At 70.3% G+C, this 13127-nt stretch carries 20 protein-coding genes and 1 pseudogene; 9 read left to right on the forward strand and 12 right to left on the reverse strand.

Annotated features, from left to right (window positions below; genetic code table 11):
* Positions 1-247 (reverse strand): annotated as a pseudogene (locus QOL99_RS09465) (indole-3-glycerol phosphate synthase TrpC); the annotation flags it as partial.
* 100 nt (positions 248-347) lie between these two features.
* Between QOL99_RS09465 and hpt the strand changes: the two are divergent.
* Together hpt and QOL99_RS09475 are read left to right on the forward strand one after the other, a co-directional pair.
* A complete protein-coding gene (gene hpt / locus QOL99_RS09470) occupies positions 348-875 on the forward strand; it encodes a hypoxanthine phosphoribosyltransferase (RefSeq protein WP_285523294.1) in 528 nt (175 codons plus the stop codon).
* A gap of 3 nt (positions 876-878) precedes the next feature.
* Positions 879-1310: a hypothetical protein gene (locus QOL99_RS09475; protein ID WP_285523296.1), complete on the forward strand. Its 432-nt coding sequence runs from the start codon at positions 879-881 to the stop codon at positions 1308-1310.
* A gap of 239 nt (positions 1311-1549) precedes the next feature.
* On the opposite strand, the gene QOL99_RS09480 is transcribed toward QOL99_RS09475, so the two are convergent.
* Entirely contained in the window at positions 1550-1780 is a 231-nt protein-coding gene (locus QOL99_RS09480; protein WP_285523298.1) for a VF530 family protein, read from the reverse strand.
* A gap of 93 nt (positions 1781-1873) precedes the next feature.
* Here QOL99_RS09480 and QOL99_RS09485 point away from each other — a divergent pair, with 93 nt between their 5' ends.
* Positions 1874-2236, forward strand: a complete 363-nt coding sequence (locus QOL99_RS09485) for a hypothetical protein (RefSeq protein ID WP_285523300.1) — start codon at positions 1874-1876, stop codon at positions 2234-2236.
* A gap of 78 nt (positions 2237-2314) precedes the next feature.
* On the opposite strand, the gene QOL99_RS09490 is transcribed toward QOL99_RS09485, so the two are convergent.
* Entirely contained in the window at positions 2315-2617 is a 303-nt protein-coding gene (locus QOL99_RS09490; protein ID WP_285523302.1) for a hypothetical protein, read from the reverse strand.
* Positions 2618-2720: 103 nt separating this feature from the next.
* On the opposite strand from QOL99_RS09490, the gene QOL99_RS09495 reads away from it, so the two are divergent.
* Together QOL99_RS09495 and QOL99_RS09500 are read left to right on the forward strand one after the other, a co-directional pair.
* The gene (locus tag QOL99_RS09495; RefSeq protein WP_285523304.1) at positions 2721-3989 is read left to right on the forward strand and encodes an MFS transporter; all 1269 of its coding nucleotides are present in this window, start codon (positions 2721-2723) and stop codon (positions 3987-3989) included.
* 65 nt (positions 3990-4054) lie between these two features.
* The gene (locus QOL99_RS09500; RefSeq protein ID WP_285523306.1) at positions 4055-4564 is read left to right on the forward strand and encodes a pyridoxamine 5'-phosphate oxidase family protein; all 510 of its coding nucleotides are present in this window, start codon (positions 4055-4057) and stop codon (positions 4562-4564) included.
* Between the two features lie 197 nt (positions 4565-4761).
* Here QOL99_RS09500 and QOL99_RS09505 read toward each other — a convergent pair whose 3' ends face one another.
* Entirely contained in the window at positions 4762-5538 is a 777-nt protein-coding gene (locus QOL99_RS09505) for a hypothetical protein (RefSeq protein WP_285523308.1), read from the reverse strand.
* Positions 5539-5765: 227 nt separating this feature from the next.
* Here QOL99_RS09505 and sdhC point away from each other — a divergent pair, with 227 nt between their 5' ends.
* From sdhC to QOL99_RS09525, 4 genes are all read left to right on the forward strand, one after another.
* Complete coding sequence (gene sdhC, locus QOL99_RS09510) at positions 5766-6224, forward strand: succinate dehydrogenase, cytochrome b556 subunit (RefSeq protein WP_285523334.1); 459 nt, start codon at positions 5766-5768, stop codon at positions 6222-6224.
* Positions 6224-6601, forward strand: coding sequence for a succinate dehydrogenase hydrophobic membrane anchor subunit (locus QOL99_RS09515; RefSeq protein WP_285523310.1), 378 nt, complete (start codon positions 6224-6226; stop codon positions 6599-6601). The genes sdhC and QOL99_RS09515 overlap by 1 nt, the downstream gene beginning before the upstream one ends.
* A gap of 43 nt (positions 6602-6644) precedes the next feature.
* The gene (gene sdhA / locus QOL99_RS09520) at positions 6645-8396 is read left to right on the forward strand and encodes a succinate dehydrogenase flavoprotein subunit (protein ID WP_285523312.1); all 1752 of its coding nucleotides are present in this window, start codon (positions 6645-6647) and stop codon (positions 8394-8396) included.
* A 112-nt stretch (positions 8397-8508) separates the two neighbouring features.
* The gene (locus tag QOL99_RS09525) at positions 8509-9261 is read left to right on the forward strand and encodes a succinate dehydrogenase iron-sulfur subunit (protein ID WP_285523314.1); all 753 of its coding nucleotides are present in this window, start codon (positions 8509-8511) and stop codon (positions 9259-9261) included.
* Between the two features lie 106 nt (positions 9262-9367).
* Here the strand turns inward: QOL99_RS09525 and QOL99_RS09530 are convergent, their stop codons facing one another.
* From QOL99_RS09530 to QOL99_RS09565, 8 genes are all read right to left on the reverse strand, one after another.
* The gene (locus tag QOL99_RS09530; RefSeq protein ID WP_285523316.1) at positions 9368-9874 is read right to left on the reverse strand and encodes a hypothetical protein; all 507 of its coding nucleotides are present in this window, start codon (positions 9872-9874) and stop codon (positions 9368-9370) included.
* Positions 9875-9928: 54 nt separating this feature from the next.
* Entirely contained in the window at positions 9929-10468 is a 540-nt protein-coding gene (locus QOL99_RS09535) for a cyclin-dependent kinase inhibitor 3 family protein (RefSeq protein ID WP_285523318.1), read from the reverse strand.
* The gene (hemB, locus tag QOL99_RS09540) at positions 10465-11457 is read right to left on the reverse strand and encodes a porphobilinogen synthase (protein ID WP_285523321.1); all 993 of its coding nucleotides are present in this window, start codon (positions 11455-11457) and stop codon (positions 10465-10467) included. The genes QOL99_RS09535 and hemB overlap by 4 nt, the downstream gene beginning before the upstream one ends.
* Before the next feature lie 54 nt (positions 11458-11511).
* The gene (locus QOL99_RS09545) at positions 11512-11727 is read right to left on the reverse strand and encodes a hypothetical protein (protein ID WP_285523323.1); all 216 of its coding nucleotides are present in this window, start codon (positions 11725-11727) and stop codon (positions 11512-11514) included.
* 29 nt (positions 11728-11756) lie between these two features.
* Positions 11757-12326 carry a type 1 glutamine amidotransferase family protein gene (locus QOL99_RS09550; RefSeq protein ID WP_285523325.1) on the reverse strand — a complete coding sequence of 190 codons (570 nt, stop codon included), beginning with the start codon at positions 12324-12326 and terminating at the stop codon, positions 11757-11759.
* Positions 12323-12535: a hypothetical protein gene (locus QOL99_RS09555; protein ID WP_285523327.1), complete on the reverse strand. Its 213-nt coding sequence runs from the start codon at positions 12533-12535 to the stop codon at positions 12323-12325. Before QOL99_RS09555 ends, QOL99_RS09550 begins: the two co-directional genes overlap by 4 nt.
* Complete coding sequence (locus QOL99_RS09560) at positions 12532-12903, reverse strand: DUF3208 domain-containing protein (protein WP_285523329.1); 372 nt, start codon at positions 12901-12903, stop codon at positions 12532-12534. The genes QOL99_RS09555 and QOL99_RS09560 overlap by 4 nt, the downstream gene beginning before the upstream one ends.
* A partial coding sequence (locus QOL99_RS09565; protein WP_285523331.1) for a hypothetical protein occupies positions 12903-13127 on the reverse strand: 225 nt, incomplete at its 5' end. The genes QOL99_RS09560 and QOL99_RS09565, both read right to left, overlap by 1 nt.

Genomic DNA, 13127 nt, shown 5'->3' on the forward strand with positions numbered 1-13127 from the left:
AGACGTAGGCGCGGGCGGCCTCGGCGGGGTCCAGCGGCGCGATGGCCCCCTGGCTGGGGCTGGCCCGCTTGACCTCCGCAATCAGGGAGAGGCCGGGGCGGGTGAGGACCGCGTGAAAGGCCCGCGCCCGCGTCCGCTCTGGCCCCAGCGCTGGATCGGCCTCCGCATAGTCCGCCCCCCGCTCGCGCACGATGCGCCCCAGGACGCCGGGAATGGAGGTGGACGTGGGCAGCGGCGCGGCGGTCATATGGGCGGGAGTATAGGGCGGCGGCCCCCGCGTTCCTCGCCGCCACACCCCCACCGCCGGGCGCCCCGCCGGGTGAGCCCCGTGTTAGCCTGAGCCTCATATGAGCCTCGCCCCCGGCAACGGCCCCGTGCAGATCACGCAGGAGCAACTTCAGGCCCGCATTCAGGAACTCGGGGCCCGCCTCCGGCAGGACTACGCGGGCAAGGACCCGCACCTGATCTGCGTCCTCAACGGCGCTTTTCTGTTCCACGCCGACCTCGTGCGGGCCATCGGCATGCCCTGCACCATCGACTTTCTTCAGGCCAGCTCCTACGGGGACGCCAAGCAGTCCAGCGGCGAGGTCAAGCTCGTCAAGGACCTGCAATTCCCCCTCAGCGGGCGGCACGTCGTGCTGGTCGAGGACATCGTGGACACCGGCATCACCATGAATTACCTGCTGCACTACCTGCAGGGGCGCGGCCCGGCCAGCCTCAAGGTCGCCGCCCTGCTCAGCAAACCCAGCCGCCGCCGGGTGGAGGTGCCCGTGGAGTACCTGGGCTTCACCATCCCCGACGCCTTCGTCTACGGCTACGGCCTCGACCGCTCGCAGTTCGACCGCAACCTGCCCTTTATCACCAGTCAGGCGTAAGGCATGCGGCGCGGGTGGCTGCTGCTCCCGGCTCTCGCGCTGCTGGCCGGGGTGGGGGTCTGGCAGGTGGGCGAGCGCCGCTGGCGGGGGCCGCTGTACTGCATCGCGGAGCCGGGCCGGGTGTGGGGCGTCTCTCCCCTGCCCGCCGGGGCCACCCCGGCCTGCCCCGAGAGCCGTTCGTACCGCGAGGAGGTGCGCTCGGGCTTTGCGCGGGTCGAGCAGTACGTGCTGCCCGGCTGGCGCCCCCGCGTGCTGGTCGCGGCGCTGGAGGCGGGCGGCTACGTCCCCCAGGGCGGGCCGGAGGGCCTCTACCGCGACGCCGACGAGTTCGCCGCGCTGCTGAACCGGGGCACCGAGCAGCTTCAGTACGTGGCCGAGCGCCTGCCGGGACCGCGGACACGGGTCACGCTGAGCGGGCGCCCCACCGGACGCTAGAGCATGGGGCAGAATGACGGCCCCCGGGGAACGGCGCCCCAGGTGCCTCCATTCTGCCCCATGTTCCTGTCCCATTCGCTCGCTCTGCTCGGCCAACGCATGCGGAAACCCACCCCATTCTTATGGCAAATGCTCTAGGACGGCTCACGTCTCCCGCTCGTCGCGTACCAGGGCCAGGTACAGCGCCTCCANGCATGCGGAAACCCACCCCATTCTTATGGCAAATGCTCTAGGACGGCTCACGTCTCCCGCTCGTCGCGTACCAGGGCCAGGTACAGCGCCTCCACCTTCGCCCGCGCCCACGGCGTGCGGCGCAGGAACTTCAGGCTGGAGGTCACCGACGGGTCGTTCTGAAAGCAGCGCACGGGCACCTGACGGGCGAGTTCCGCCCAGCCGTAGTGTCCGGCGAGGCGCTCCACGATCTCCTTGAGGGTGACGCCGTGGAGGGGATCGGGCGAGGGGTAGGTCATCCAGCCATGATGGCGGGCAGACCGGGGACGCGGCAAGGCCGGGAGCCGGTGCCCCGCCCCCCCCGGACCGGACGCCTGTGCCAACATGCGCGGGTGAATCCCCTGCTCCTGCGCTCCATGATCGTGACGGGCCTCCTGATCGCGGCCCTCAACGTGCTGTTCGCCGGATTTGAACACGGTTTCGGCAACATCCCGCTGTGGTTCTGGCTCGCGCAACTGCTGCTGCTGCCCGCCATGCTGCTGCCCGCCCGCCTCTTTCCGGTCGCGGCGAGCACCCGGCCCTTCCTGCGCCGGACCTCGGTCTATGCGCTGGGCTGGCTGGCCCCCTACGGCGTGTTCAAGGTGACGGGCGACGCCCTGCGGCCCGACTTCAACCTCGACGCCTCCCTGATCGGCCTGATCCTGCTGTGCTGGCTCTTCGGGCTGGTGTTCGCCACGCTGCGGAAACCGCTGTAAGAGTCGCGAGCCTCCGACCCCAGGACCAGAGAGGGCCGCCCACGTCGCTGCGGGCGGCCCCTCTGTCACGGGGGGCAATCAGACGACGATGCGGCGGAAGGCCCCGTCCTCGCCTACCACGGGAAGCTGGCCGTACGTCAGCTCCTGCTCGACGACGCGGGCGATGTCCTCGCCGAGCTGCTGGGCGCCGCGCTCCTCGGTTTCGAGCGGCTGGGCCACGACGTCGAAGCCGCGCAGGGCGTCCACGTCCTGATGCCGGACCTCGACGCGCAGTTCGTCTCCGGCAACCTGCGGGGTGATCCGCAGGCCCTCCGGGTGCTCGTAGGTGAAGGCGGCGCGGAAGGCGGCGAGGGCTTCTTGGAGGTTCACAGGAGCGGTCATGCGGGCAGTCTGCCGCGCCCGCCCCGGCCCCAACTGCTGTTCGCCACACACCCCAGCAGGCGGGTAAATGGCGGGTAAAGGCCCGGCCTATACTCGGCCCCACATGACCACAACCCAGCCGTCCGTGCGTCCGCCCGCTTCCACCCCGGTGAGCCCCTGGGCACTGTCGGCCTTCTGGTTCGGCACGGCCTTTCACTGGCTGCTGCTGCTGCTGATCCTGATGCCCGCCGACGTGGTGCGCTTCGTGGGCGAGGACCAGAAGGGCACCTACCTGGGCCTGCTGGTGGCGGTGGGCGCGGTGATCGGGCTGGTGCTGCCGCCCATCGTGGGGGCACGCAGCGACCGCACCGGGCGGCGGCTGCCCTATATCCGGCTGGGGCTGGCGGTCAATCTGGCGGGGCTGGCGGTGATGGGCTTCGCGGCCACCGCGCTGGCGGGTGTGGGGGGCTTCTGGGTCTACGTGGCGGGCTTCTTGCTGGTGCAGTTCGGCAACAACTACGCCACCGCGCCCTACAGCGCCCTGATTCCGCAACTCGTCGCGGTGCGCGAGCGCGGGCGCTACAGCGGCGTGATGGCGATGCTTCAGGCGTTCGGGCAACTGCTGGGGGCGGTCGCCGCCTTCGGGCTGGGGGCGCTGGGGCTGCCGTCTTGGGCGTCGTTCGCGCTGATCGCCGTCTTCCTGCTGGGCCCGGCGCTCGTCACCCTGCGGGGCGTGCCCGCGCACCTCGACCGGGTGGAGGGGGCAGCCGAGGCACCCCGGCTGAGCTGGGCGCAGCTCTTCGCCTACGCGCCCTTTTTCTGGGTGTTCGTCACGCGGGTGCTGTTCGCGCTGGGGCAGTACAGCGTGCAGCCCTTCTTGCAGTACTACAACACGGACGTGCTGCGGCAGCCAGACGCGGGCACCAGTACCTCGGTCATGCTGGCCTGCATCATCCTGGGGAGCATCGCCTCGGCACTCGTGGGCGGGCGGATGAGCGACCGGGTGGGGCGCAAACCCGTGATCTACGTGGCGGGCAGCCTGATGGCGGCGGCGGCGCTGCTGCTGCTGGTCGCGCCTGGGTTCCCGGCGGCGCTGGCCCTGGCCGTGGTCTTCGGTCTGGGCTTCGGGGCCTTTACCAGCGTGGACTGGGCGCTGGGCAGCGACGCCATGCCGAGCGCCGGAAGCTACGCCCGCGACATGGGCATCTGGCACGTGGCCTTTGTCGCGCCGCAGCTGTCCAGTGCTCCGCAGGGCGCCCTGCTGGACTGGGGCAACGCGCAGGGCGGCAACCTGGGCTATACGCTGGTCTTCGGCCTCGCCGCACTGTTCTTCGTGGCGGGGGTGGTCCTGGTGCGGAACGTGCCCGACCGGGTGCATGAGAGGGCCGCCTGAACCCAATCTTGAGACGGTGCCACTGGCCCTACAAAGCGGGGCGGGCGGTGTGCCAAGGTGCCCCCATGAGCCAACAGAGCGACCACCCCACCCGCGAGGAAACGATCAAGGCGATGGCCGCCGTCATCAAGGGCGTCAAGTTCGCCATGCTGACCGTCGAGACCGAAGACGGCCACCTGCAGGCCCACCCGATGACCACCCAGCAGACCGAGTTCGACGGCGACGTGTGGTTTATCGGCGGCAAGGACACCGGGCAGGTGCAGAGCATGATGGTCCGGCCCAACGTGAACGTCAGCTACGCCGACCACAGCGGCGGCAACTACGTCAGCATCAGCGGGCGGGCGGAACTCGTGGAAAACCGCGCCAAGCTCGAGGAACTGTGGAGCGACTTTTACAAGGCGTACTTCCCCGGCGGCATCGACGATCCCAGCGTGCAGCTGATCAAGATCGGGGCCCAGGGCGGCGAGTACTGGGGCAGCGACGGCAAGCTCAAGAACATGCTCCAGATGGCCCGCGCCGCCGTGACCGGCAAGCCCGCGACCGATCTGGGCACCAACGAGACGGTCGAGTTCTGACCCTGAAACTCTGAGACAGGTTCAGCGAAGAGAGGTGGGGAAGGTCCCACCTCTCTGGCTTTTTGCGATGGTTTCGTCCCTCATACGGGGTCCGTCCATTGCGTGAACACATCGGGACCGCACCGGTGAACCCGTGTCGCTTCCCCTCACTCTGCTCGGATGGAATCACTGCGTCAGCGATTCGCTCGGAGTCCGTCTCAGTCCAGCTTGAGGTCGAAGGTCGGCACGGAGGGCCTGGGCTTCTCGGTGGGTTTGGCCCCGGCGGGGCCGTCCAGCACAAGGTCGTCGGCGAGCACCGGCGCGGGCGGCTCGGTCGTCTCCGCCACCTCATCCGGCCCGATGACGATGGTCTGGGCGGGCGGCTCGACCTCGGGTGCCTCCGGGGTCACGGGGCGGGCGTCCGGCCTCTCGGTGGCGCTGGGAGCCTCGGCCGCCTGGGTTTCCGGCTCGTCCGGGGTCTCCATGTCCAGAGCGGCGGCGAGAACTGCGCCGTCTTCCTCCACCACGTCCGGCCCGAGTGCGGTGGGCTGGGAGGGCGCCTCGACGGTGAGCGGCTCGGGGGGCTCGGTCGCCTGCGGCTCGTCCGGGATGGGCTGCTCCTCCAGCTCGGGCGAAGCGGCGCCAGCGGCGGGGGCACTCTCCTGCGGCGTGTCCGGGGCAGTCTCCGGCGCAGCGGCCTCCGCGCCGGGTTCAGCCTGGGGCATGCGGGCATGGGAGTGGAAGGCCAGGGCCGTGGTGGGCTGGACCGTCACCTGCATGACCGGGGCCGCCCCTAGGCGGGGGGCAGCCGGGGCCGGGGCAGCGGCGGACACCCCCTGGGCCGCGCGGCGGGCGGCGATCAGGATGGCATCGACCTCGTCGGCACTCAGCAGCCCCTTGGCCTGCAGCGTGCTGAGAATCGCCAGCGAGAGCTTGCGGACGTATTCGACCTCGGAAGGGGCGGGCGGAGTGGGTTGCACGCTAGGCCGCGTCATGGGGGCACCCTAGCGCGTCGGGGCAGGGCCTGGCGAGTCCGGTCGCGGCGAGCCCGGGTGGGGCGGAGGCAGGAGCCCGGCAGACTGTGGGGTCGGAATCAGCCTGGGGCGGCAAGGCTGCTCTAGAGTGGGCAGGCATCCGCAGGCGACATGGGCAGGGCCGCGAAAAAGCTTCCCTGGGCGGTGGTATCGTGTGGCCTGTCTGCAACGGCGCGGCCCTTCCCCCGGTGCGGGGCAGGTCACACGGGGACCGCCGGGCACGCCGCGGCCGTCCCCCGTCCCGTCATGAGGAGCGCAGGAGAGGCACGAGGAAGAGGAGGACTGAGGGAATGTACCGAGGAAGAGAAGGGCAGTGGGCGTGGCTGCTTCACCGCCTGTCGGGGCTGGCAATTCTGGCTTACTTCCTGCTGCACGTGGTCAGCATCAGCCTGATCATGTTCGGCGAGGAAGCGTATATGACGGTTCACCACTGGTACGACCTGTGGCCCTTCCGGGTCGGGCTGATCCTGGTGACTGCCGGGGTGGTCTACCACGCGTTCAACGGCCTGCGCATCATGGTGATGGACTTCACCGGGCGCGGCGTGGCTTACCAGCGCCAGATGTGGTACGGCGTGATGGTCCTGACGCTGCTGGCGACAGCCTACACTGCCTGGGTGAATATCCCGCGCATCGTGGGGGGCTACTGATGATCCGGGCACGCACCTTCACCGACGCCCGGCAGCAGTCGCATTCCAACGCCGAGCTGAACTGGTGGATCTTCATGCGCATCAGCGGCCTGATTCTGGTCTTTCTGGTGCTGGGGCACATCTACATGACCTTTATTCAGGTCAGCGAGTCCGACGCCACCTACACGGCGGTCGTCGCCAAGCTGCAAAATCCGGCCTGGAAGTTCTACGACTGGACCATCCTGGCGCTGACCATGCTGCACGGGGTCAACGGGGCGCGGTATTCCATCGAGGACTACGTGCGCTCGCGGCCCAACCGGGCGTGGGTCAAGACCATCTTCTACACGGTGTGCGCGGTGATCTTCACGCTGGGCACCGTCGGACTGTTCTCCATCTAGCAGCTCACAGGCTCAAGGCTGACAAGGCTCAAAGGACGGACTAATGCACCATCGTTTCGACGTACTGGTGGTGGGGGCGGGCGGCGCCGGACTGATGGCCGCCCTCTACGCCGCCAAGGGGGGCGCCTCGGTCGCCTGCATCACCAAGCTGTACCCGACCCGCTCGCACACCGGGGCCGCGCAGGGGGGCATCGGCGCGGCGCTGGGGAACGTGCAGGAAGACCACTGGGAATGGCACATGTTCGACACCATCAAGGGGGGCGACTACCTGACCGATCAGGACGCCGCCGAGGTGTTCGCCAAGGACATCATCGACGCGGTGTACGAACTCGAGCACATGGGCCTGCCCTTCTCGCGCACGCCGGAAGGCAAGATCGCCCAGCGCAAGTTCGGCGGCCACACCCGCGACTTCGGCAAGGCGGCGGTCGAGCGCAGCTGCTACGCGCAGGACCGCACCGGGCACATGATCCTCCAGACGCTCTACCAGCAGAACGTCAAGGAGGGGACCAATTTCTACAACGAGTTCCACGTCACCGACCTGATCATCGAGGAGGGGCGCTGCCGCGGGCTGGTGGCCCACCACTACGCGACCGGAGAGATCCACACCTTCCACGCCAAGGCCGTCGTGCTGGCGGCGGGCGGCTACGGGCGCATCTTCAAGATCACGTCCAACGCGCTGACGCTGACGGGCGACCTGATGAGCATCTACTACCGCAAGGGCCTGCCGCTGGAGGACATGGAGTTCTACCAGTTCCATCCCACCGGCCTCGCCAAGCTGGGGATTCTGGTCACGGAAGGCATTCGCGGCGAGGGCGGCATCCTGCGCAACGCGGACGGCGAGCGCTTCATGGAACGCTACGCGCCCACCATCAAGGACCTCGCGCCGCGCGACATCGTCTCGCGCTCGATCATCACCGAGATCCGCGAGGGGCGGGGCGTCGGCGCAGACAAGGACGCCGTGCACATCGACCTGACGCACCTCCCGCGCGAGGTGATCGAGGGCAAGCTCGCGGAGATCACCGATCTGGCGCGGACCTACCTGGGCCAGGACCCGGTCAAGGACCTCGTGGCGATTCAGCCCACAGCGCACTACGCGATGGGCGGGATTCCGACCGATATCAACGGACTGTGCCTGACCGACGGCGCGGGCGGCAGCGTGGAAGGGCTGTACGCGGCGGGCGAGCAGGCGTGCGTGTCGCTGCACGGGGCCAACCGCCTGGGGACCAACAGCCTCGGCGACCTGATCGTGTTCGGGCGCCGCGCGGGCACGGCCGCCGCGCAGTACGCCCGGCAGGTCGAGTACGCGGACATGCCCGCTGACCCCGAGCGCGAGAGCGTGGCGACCCTGGAAGCCTTGCGGTCGGCGAGCGGCAAGGAAAATGCCGCCGTGATCCGGCGCGAGCTGCAGGAGTCGATGATGAACAACGTGGGCATCTTCCGCAACGGCCCCGACATGGCGCGGCAGGTCGAGATCATCCGGGACCTTCAGGACCGCTACCGCCACGTCAGCGTCTCGGACCCCAGCCGCCGCTACAACAGTGAGCTGATCGAGGCGATGGAACTCGGTTTTATGCTCGACTGTGCGGAGGCCATGACCGCCAGTGCGCTCAACCGCACCGAGTCGCGCGGCGCCCACGACCGCGAGGACTACCACGAGCGCGACGACGCCAACTGGCTCAAGCACACCATGGCCTACAAGAACCTCAACAAGCCCGGCGACGTGTTGATCGGCTACAAGGACGTGGCCCTGAGGGGTTACACCCACGCCTTCGAGCCCAAAGCCCGCGTGTACTAGGGGGCGTGTGGCCCATCGCCTGTGGCGTGCGGAGGCTGCGGCTTCAGGCTCGGGCTTTCAGCCTCCACACCAGCTCCACGCGACCAGCCACACGCCTCACAGAGGAACAGACATGGCAGAACAGCACATTCCCCTCGATACCCACACCACGCCCCCCATGCGCGTGAATGTCAAGATTCTGCGCTTCAACCCCGAGACGGACAAAAAGCCCCACTGGGAAACCTACCCGGTGGAGGCGCAGGCCAGCGACCGCGTGCTGGACGTGCTGAATTACGTCAAGTGGTACGTCGAGCCGACGCTGACCTTCCGGCGCTCGTGCGGGCACGGCATCTGCGGCAGCGACGCGATGATGATCGCGGGCCGCAACCGTCTGGCCTGCAAGGTGCTGCTGCGCGACGTGGTGAAAGACGGCGGCACCCTGACCGTCGAGCCCATTCGCGGACTGAAGGTCGAAAAAGACCTGCTGGTCGACATGGACCCCTTCTTCGACTCGTACCGGGCGATCATGCCCTACTTCATCAACGAGTCGCCGCCGCCCGCCGGGGAGCGGTTGCAGTCGCCGGAACTCGCCGAGCGTATGGCGCATTCCAGCAACTGCATCCTGTGCGCCTGCTGCACCACCTCCTGCCCGATCTTCTGGGTCAACGGCGCGTACCTCGGCCCGGCGGCCATCGTGCAGGCGCACCGCTTCATCTTCGACAGCCGCGACGAGGCCACCCACCAGCGGCTGAACATCATGAACCAGAACACCGGCGTCTGGCGCTGCCGCACCGCCTACAACTGCACCGAGGCGTGCCCCCGCGACATCCCGATCACCACCATCATCGAGGAAGTCAAGCGGGCGGTGATGTACCAGCAGGCGTAAGCGGCAGTCAGCTTTCAGCGATCCGTCGTCATGAGGAAGGAGCAGGGGCCAAAGCCTCCGCTCCTCCTTTTGACTGCTGGCTGTTTCCTGATGCCTGACCGCTTCCTCAGAACTGCAGCACGTACCGCACCCCGGCCTCGTCCCGGCATTCCCCGAAGCCGCGCCCCGCGTCGTCCACGGTCAGGGTGCAGGTCAGGGTCCGGGGGCCAGTTCCAGCAGCACCGGGGCCAGCGGTGCGGGCGATCAGGCTGCCCGCCCGCAGGGTGCCCTGGGGCTGCGGGGCGGGGCCGAGGCGGGCGCCCCAGCCGAAGGTCGTGCCGCCCGTGCCCGCCGTGCCCCCCACCGCCACGCTCAGGGAGAGGGGCGCGGACGCGTCGGCCAGACTTCCGTCCAGCACCGTCGCCCGGCCCATGTAGGTCTGCCCGCCGATGCTGAGGGCCACGTTGTCGGCTCCTGTCGCGGGGAGGCCAGGGCGCAGGCTGCCCGGCGCGAACGTGACTGTCCCCTCCTGCCCGGTGGCGGCGTTGACGACGCGGCCCGGCGGCGCCGCCGTGAACGCGGGCGCACACGAGGCCAGCAGCGCGGCGAGGGCCACTGCAGCAAGTTGTTTCATGCCTTCAGCGTAGTCCGGAGCAGCGGGCGGTTGGTGACGCCCGCCACACCGGACCTACAGCTCGGCGAACTCGTGGACGAAGCGGACCTGCGCGTCCGTCTCGATGGCGCCCCGGCGGGCCCCGCGCACGCGGAGGGTGGCCTGCCCCGGCGGCATCCCCGCCCGGACGAGCAGGCAGGCGGCGACCAGTCCCGCTCGGCCCAGCCCGCCCCGGCAGTGCAGGGCGACGGCGCGGCCATCCAGCAGGTGCTCCATCAGCTCGTCGAGAAAGGAATTGAAGGTGCCCAGGTCACGCGGCACATCCACGTCGCGGATCGCGCAGCCCACCAGCGTCAGTCCACGCTCCGCGACCCGCTCGTGGTAGTCGGGGATGCCCAGCAGCTCGAACTCGTGGTCTTCGAGCAGGGGGGCGATGACGGTGGCCCCCTCCTGCGCGAGCCGGGACAGGTCGGCGTCCAGGTCGCGTTCGTGGGTCACGCCCGGCTGATACAGGCTCTCGCCCTTCTTGCCGGGCGCGATGGTGAGGCCCAGGCGCCCCGGCCACAGGCCCGTGTCCACCCAGTCCACCCGCAGCGGCGAAAGGGCACTCGTCATGCGTCTCCTGAGTCCCGGAGCCAGCGGGCGGCGTCCAGCGCGTGATAGGTGATGATCGCGTCGGCCCCGGCGCGGCGCATCCCGGTGAGGGTCTCCAGCACGGTGCGGCGCTCGTCCATGTATCCGGCCTGGGCGGCGGCCTTGATCAGCGAGTATTCGCCGCTGACGTTGTAGGCGACGAGCGGCAGGTCAAAGTGCTCGCGCAGCGCCCGCAGCATGTCGAGGTAGGCCAGCGCGGGCTTGACCATCAGGAAGTCGGCGCCCTCCCCCACGTCCAGCCGGGCTTCCCGCAGGGCCTCGCGCTCGCCGCCCGCCGGGTCCATCTGGTAGGAGGCCCGGTTGCCCACGCTGGGGGCACTCCCCGCCGCGTCGCGAAAGGGACCGTAGTAGGCGCTGGCGTACTTGACCGCGTAGGCCATGACGGGGATGTGGTCAAAGCCCGCCGCATCCAGCGCCGCCCGGATCGCCCCGACCTGTCCGTCCATCATCGCGCTGGGGGCCACCACGTCCGCCCCGGCGCGGGCCTGCGAGACGGCGGTGCGGGCCAGCAGCTCCAGCGCAGCGTCGTTGTCCACCGTCCAGTCGCCCTCCCCCGTCTGGCACAGCGGCCCGCAGTGGCCGTGGTCGGTGTACTCGCACAGGCAGGTGTCGGCGACCACGGTCACGTCCGGCACCCCGGCCTTGATCGCCGCCGCCGCCCGCTGAATCACGCCGCCCTCGGCGTAGGCGCCGCTGCCCTGGGGGTCTTTCTGGGAGGGGATGCCGAAGAGGATCACGCTCAGGACGCCCAGTTCCAGCGCCTCCCGCGCCTGGGCGACCGCGCCCGTGACGCTGTGGCGGCTCACGCCGGGCATGGTGGCGATGGGCGTCTCGGTGTCTTCCTCGTGGACGAAGATGGGGTGGATGAAGTGCCGTGGGGCGAGGCTGATCTCGCGGGTCAGGGCACGCAGGCCAGCGCTGCGGCGCAGGCGACGGGGACGCTCCAGCATGGAAGGCAGGCTAGCGCAGTGGGGGCCGGAGGAATGGAAGGCAGGCGCCGCCAGTCAGACGACGAAGGCCGGCAGCCCCGCGCCAGGCACGCCCCCAGCAGGTTCTGCCGGGTCCGGGCGACGACTTCCGGGGCGAGGCGGGGTGACTGCAATCACCACGCGGGAGCGGCCCGCCGCGTCCTGGCCGCGCTCGGCGCTCAGGTGAGCCCCGCCCGGCACTCCCAGCAGGGCCGCGAGGGTCGCCTTGTCGGGCGGCTGCGGCAGGATCACGTCCTCGCGGACCTCTCCCCCACCCACCGTCAGGTGTGGCCGAGGCGGTCGGCGGCCTCCCGCGCGGCGGCCTCGCCCCAGACGTGGGCGGCCACGGCGAGGGCGGCATGCAGGGCAGGCAGGCCGGAGGGGGTCGTCGTGAGGAGACCGTCGGTGACCACCTCGCCGGGGCGCACGTCGGCGGGGCTGTAGCCCCAGAGCGTGTCCGCGAGGTCGGCGGGGCCGCCCACCACCCGGCCCGCCAGGGTGCCCGCCGCACCGGGAAGCAGCAGGCCGCTGCCGCTCGCTCCGGTGGGCAGCGCCGCGTGCCCGGCCAGAAACTCGCGCAGCAGGGGGTCACGGGCCGCCTTCGCCGCGCCGGGACCGCCGGGAATCAGCAGGGCGGCAGGTTCGGGCAGCGCGGCGTACAGGACGTGCGGAGTACTCACCAGCCCCCCGGCGGTCACGATGCTCGCCCGCGAGCGGCTCACCGTGCGGACCCGGCCCTCGCCCCCGCACAGGCGGCAGACGGCCACCATGATGCCCAGCTCCAGCTCGCTGACCCCGGCATAGACCGGCAGGGCGACGACGGGGCCTTCTACGGCAGGCGGCTCGGTCATGGGCGCAGCCGCTCTATCCGGTAGCCCCGGCGGGCATGGGGGGGGCCGACCTCGCCCGCCTCCAACAGCAGGTCGGCGGCCTCGGCGGACAGGCGCTCGACCCGCACGAGGTAGCCGCGCAGGGTCCCGGGCGAGTCGAAGCGGCGGGGGTGGGGGTCGCCCTCCACCCGCAGGTCGAGCCAGTCGGGGCCTCGGCGCTCGGCGGTCATAGCTCGCGCAGGTCCTCCCACAGTTGCCAGCCCACACCGGGGGGCGTCGCGTCCAGCAGCGGGTTCAGGGCGTGGCTGGCGGCCTCGGCGTGGGCGTGCAGGGCGTCCGCATCCGGCTTCTCGTCGTAGAGGCGCAGCACGGTGAACTGGTAGAAGGTCTGGGAGGCGGTCGGCTCGCCGTTCTCGAAAAAGGCGAAGGGCGGCTGCATGGCGTCCCACAGCACGTGCGCGTCGTCAAGCTCGTGGGTCAGGAACTGTTCGAGGTCCACGTCCAGGCTCTCGGGGTGCCACAGGTAGCCCTGGAGAAGCCGGACGGCGGCGCGGCCCCCGGCCCCGGCCGGAGCGCTGGACTCTTCGGGAGAGGTCATCAGGGGGCAGCATACCCGCTGGCCCCGGTCTCCGTCCCCGGGAAGGCCGTTTCCAGCAGCACCAGCGCGTCGCCCACCCGCCACGGCCCCGGCTCCCAGCCAGGGTGCAGCGTCCGCAGCACGGCCTCCGGCTGGGGGTGCCCCCGCTCCAGCGCCCGCCCCGCCTCGCGCCACACGCCGGGACGAAAGGGGGTCAGGGCGGGGTCGGCGGCGAGGGCTCCGCG

The organism is Deinococcus rhizophilus, assembly GCF_030271215.1.
GTDB lineage: Bacteria > Deinococcota > Deinococci > Deinococcales > Deinococcaceae > Deinococcus > Deinococcus rhizophilus.